This is a genomic window from Burkholderia sp. Bp9015, from assembly GCF_003853505.1.
Lineage (GTDB): Bacteria > Pseudomonadota > Gammaproteobacteria > Burkholderiales > Burkholderiaceae > Burkholderia.
Genome location: NZ_QTPZ01000074.1, coordinates 1 through 3,878, shown reverse-complemented (window position 1 = coordinate 3,878; position 3,878 = coordinate 1). Strand labels below are relative to the sequence as shown.

The window sequence follows — 3,878 nt, the reverse complement described above, 5'->3', positions numbered from 1 at the left end:
ACGCCGATGATAGTGCGGATTCCCGTGTGAAAGTAGGTAATCGTCAGGCTCCCTAAGCCAGAAACCCCCGCCCGAAAGGCGGGGGTTTTTGCATTTGCAGCGCAGAAATGCGCGATCGCTGCAAGTGTTGGCGTGATCGTCAGTGGGCGGGCAGCTTGATACGCGCTGCATGCTGCTCCGAACCAGCAGATTTCGCAGCCACCACCTACCTCAATAAGGACATCCGGATTGCGGTCGATCCGGCCGTCACTGCCCAGGCAGGAACGAAATCTCGCGATTTGATACGATCCAAATGTCGTCGACGAATGCATGCGTCGACCTTCGTGTTCGAACCAGTGCTTGATGGAGAGAGGGCAGGGAATGAATATCGGCGACGCGTCGCGCGAATCCGGCGTCAGCGCAAAAATGATCCGCTACTACGAGCAGGTCGGCCTTCTTGCGCCGAGCAAGCGGAGCGACGCCGGATACCGCATCTACGGTTCGGATGACGTCCATATTCTGCGTTTCATCCGCCAGGCGCGGCGGCTCGGTTTTCTCGTCGAGGATATTCGCAAGCTGCTGATGCTCTGGCAAGACCGCTCCCGCGCCAGCGCCGAAGTGAAGTCGATCGCCCTCGAACACGTGGCCGAACTCGACAAACGCATCGCGGAATTGAGCGACATGCGCAATACACTTGCCGATCTCGCCGCGCACTGCCATGGTGACGGGCGACCCGAATGCCCGATCTTGGCGCGGCTGGCCGACCCGGTCAGTGAACTAGATTAGTGCATATCCTCGAGGCCGAATCGGAGCCTCGATTCAATATCTTTAAAAATCAGTGGGTTGAAGCAGATAGTTCGTAAACCATTCCAAACTGGAATGGCTTCCATGCAAGCATTTCACTGGCATCTTGGTGCGGCATCGCTATAATTCGGGATAACCCTATACGGGAAATCCCTGAATCTCGATTCGCCAGGGGTCCCCCTTCCTTGGAGAACATCATGATCGCCTACATCGTTGAAAAGCTGAGCAACTGGTTCGAATCCGCAGAGCGCGAACGCCGTGAGGCTTACCTCGCGTCGTCGTCGGACATCGTTCAGCTCGAGAGCCGCATCCGCTCGCTCGAAACCAACGGCTACTCGCTGTAATCGGAGTCACCGTCAGGTGCCGTGTGGCACCGAGCGAAAAGCAAGCCCCGTGTTGACGGGGCTTTGTTTTTTTGTGCGTCCGATCTGGCGAAATCGTCGGCGTGGCGCTATGGTATGGACCTGCTTTTCAACCGGAAGAACACGACCATGCGTTTGCGTCTCGATGTGCGTCACGTTTCCCGCGCGCGTCTCTTTCTGGGGGCCGCGGTGCTCGCTCACGGCATGGCGGCTGGTGCGGCGACGTCGTCCAGGCCGCTGATTCTCGATACGCAACGCGGGATCCAGGATGGCAAGGGCGGCCTGGTGTTGCAAACGGCTCCGTTATCGTCCGAGCCGATCGTTGAGCCCGCAGGCATGCGAGCGCCGGCAGGGCAGGGACCGAATTCTTCGGTCCCGCTGTTTGTCGCGCCGTATATCAATGTGCCGGGCTGGGGTGGGTCGCCGGCCAATCAGCCAAGACCCGCGCCAAGACCGCAGCCGTAACGGAAAACCGTTCGCTCAGTTTCCGCGGTGCTCGATCTGGCACCGCGCGCCGCTGTCCTGTCCCAGGCGCTCGACGAGATAGGGCAGCGCTTCGTTCATGCTCTGCGCGAGCGTGTACGGCGGATTCAGGATGAACATTCCGCTGCCGTAAAGGCCCAGGCCATCTGCCGGCGGATTCGATACCGTCAGCGTCAGGTGCAGCCAGTTGTTCGGCTGCAGGCGCTTGAGCTGCTCCGGAAAACGCTGCGATTCCACCCGCGCAACCTGCGGATACCAGATCGCGTAACAGCCTGTCGCGAAACGCTTCAGGCATTCCGTCACGCAAGTCACCGTGCGCGCGTAGTCCTTCTTGTCCTCATAGGACGGATCGATCAGCACGAGCGCGCGTCGCGGCGGCGGCGGCAGCAGCGCCTTGATGCCCTCGAAGCCGTCACCGGCGAAAATCATCGCGCGGCGCCCCGCATCGCGGAAGTTGTGACGCAACACGTCGATTTCCGTCGTGTGCATTTCGAACAGGCGCATCCGGTCCTGCTCGCGCATCGATCGCCATGCGAGATACGGGGAGCCCGGATAGTAATGCAGCTCACCGTCGTCGTTCAGCGCGCGCACCTCGTCGATGTAGTCGCGGAGCGCTTCGGGCAGGTCCTTTTCGTTCCACAGCGGCCCGATGCCGGTGTCGAATTCCCCTGTCTTGGCGGCATAACCGTCGCGCAGCGAATACACGCCGGCACCGGCGTGCGTGTCGATGTACCAGTACGACTTGTCTTTCTTGTTCAGGTAGCGCAGCAGCTGGACGACGACGGCGTGCTTGAGCACGTCCGCGTGGTTGCCTGCGTGAAAACCGTGACGATAACTGAGCATGGCTGGCTGCCTGAAACGAAGGGTGAATCGATGAAAACGGATGATCGCGCGAAGCCGTCGGGCCGCGCGCCAATGCGGCCGCGTATTGTACGCGAGTGGGCGTGAGCCGCCTTACTCGTATGCATCGCCGACGGTCTCCTCGATGCGTTGCTTGATCTCCGGCGTCAGTTTCTCGGCAACGTCGAGCGCGCGCATGTTGTCGCCGATCTGCTCGATTCGCGAGGCGCCCGTAATGACCGAACTCACGCGCGGATTCGCGAGTACCCATGCAATCGCGAGCTGGGCGGTGCTGCAGCCGAGTTCGGTCGCGATCTCGCCGAGCCGTTCGACCACATCGTTGCTGACCGGATCCGTCAGCCGTTCGCGGAGCCAGTCGTAGCCCGGCAATTGCGCGCGGCTGCCCGGCGGTACGCCGTTCCGGTACTTGCCGGTGAGCAGCCCCGATGCCAGCGGGCTCCAGGTCGTCAGGCCGAGGCCGTAGTCGTGATAGAGCCGTGCGTATTCCTGTTCGACCCGGGTACGGTGGAACAGGTTGTACTGCGGCTGCTCGACGACCGGCTTGTGCAGATGGTGCCGCTCGGCAATCTCGTACGCGGCGCGGATCTCGTCGGCGCTCCATTCGGACGTGCCCCAGTACAGCGCCTTGCCGCGTACGATCATGTCGCTCATCGCCCAGACGGTCTCCTCGATCGGTGTGTTCGGATCGGGGCGATGGCAGTACACGAGGTCGACATGGTCGAGCTGCAGCCGGCGCAGCGAGCCGTCGATCGCGTTCAGCAGATATTTCCGGTTCAGTGTGTGGTACTGGTTCGGCGCTTCCGCGAGCCCCCAGAAGAACTTCGTGGACACGAGGTAGCTGACGCGCGGCCAGCCGAGCGACTTGAGCGCCTGGCCCATGATTTCCTCGGATTTGCCACTGGCGTAGACCTCGGCGTTGTCGAAGAAATTGACGCCCGCATCGCGGGCCGCCGCAAGGCATTCGCGGGCGACCCGCTGATCGACCTGGTTGCCGTAGGTGACCCACGAGCCGAGCGAAAGCGCGCTGATCTGCAGGCCGGAGCGGCCTAGCCGTCGATAGTGCATGGGAATCTCCCGCGACTCTGAACCGACCTTAAGCTTAGACGTTTTGCGCGCGAACGGCGGGGCCGATCGTGCACAATAGCGGCTGGCCTCCACCTGCACGATCGCGACGAAAGCGGATGCAGCGGGGCGCGCTTTTTCGATCCGATAACGGAAGGAGACGGACATGGCAGCAGATCTGAACGGCAAGACCGCAGTCGTCACGGGCGCCGCAAGCGGCATCGGCAAGGAAATCGCGCTGGAGCTCGCAAAAGCGGGCGCGGCCGTGGCGATCGCCGACCTGAACCAGGACGGCGCAAACGCGGTTGCCGACGAGATCGTCAAGGC

The 3,878-nt window shown here is 61.9% G+C and carries 7 protein-coding genes; 4 read left to right on the top strand and 3 right to left on the bottom strand.

Features of this window, described 5'->3' with window-relative positions:
• Positions 1–311, bottom strand: a 311-nt coding sequence (locus tag DIE12_RS38430) for a hypothetical protein (RefSeq protein WP_221624287.1), incomplete at its 3' end; no start/stop codon positions are given.
• Positions 312–360: 49 nt separating this feature from the next.
• On the opposite strand from DIE12_RS38430, the gene cueR reads away from it, so the two are divergent.
• The 3 genes from cueR to DIE12_RS37510 all read left to right on the top strand — a co-directional run bounded on the left by cueR (position 361) and on the right by DIE12_RS37510 (position 1,610).
• Positions 361–765 carry a Cu(I)-responsive transcriptional regulator gene (gene cueR, locus DIE12_RS37520; protein ID WP_124524121.1) on the top strand — a complete coding sequence of 135 codons (405 nt, stop codon included), beginning with the start codon at positions 361–363 and terminating at the stop codon, positions 763–765.
• 215 nt (positions 766–980) lie between these two features.
• Positions 981–1,127: a DUF3563 family protein gene (locus DIE12_RS37515; RefSeq protein ID WP_081053322.1), complete on the top strand. Its 147-nt coding sequence runs from the start codon at positions 981–983 to the stop codon at positions 1,125–1,127.
• 114 nt (positions 1,128–1,241) lie between these two features.
• Complete coding sequence (locus DIE12_RS37510; protein ID WP_124489870.1) at positions 1,242–1,610, top strand: hypothetical protein; 369 nt, start codon at positions 1,242–1,244, stop codon at positions 1,608–1,610.
• 15 nt (positions 1,611–1,625) lie between these two features.
• On the opposite strand, the gene DIE12_RS37505 is transcribed toward DIE12_RS37510, so the two are convergent.
• Both DIE12_RS37505 and DIE12_RS37500 read right to left on the bottom strand, forming a co-directional pair.
• Complete coding sequence (locus DIE12_RS37505) at positions 1,626–2,471, bottom strand: 23S rRNA (adenine(2030)-N(6))-methyltransferase RlmJ (protein ID WP_124524119.1); 846 nt, start codon at positions 2,469–2,471, stop codon at positions 1,626–1,628.
• A 111-nt stretch (positions 2,472–2,582) separates the two neighbouring features.
• The gene (locus tag DIE12_RS37500; RefSeq protein ID WP_124524117.1) at positions 2,583–3,554 is read right to left on the bottom strand and encodes an aldo/keto reductase; all 972 of its coding nucleotides are present in this window, start codon (positions 3,552–3,554) and stop codon (positions 2,583–2,585) included.
• A 163-nt stretch (positions 3,555–3,717) separates the two neighbouring features.
• Between DIE12_RS37500 and DIE12_RS37495 the strand changes: the two genes are divergently transcribed.
• Positions 3,718–3,878 (top strand): SDR family NAD(P)-dependent oxidoreductase (locus DIE12_RS37495; RefSeq protein WP_124524115.1); only part of this gene is annotated, 161 nt, incomplete at its 3' end.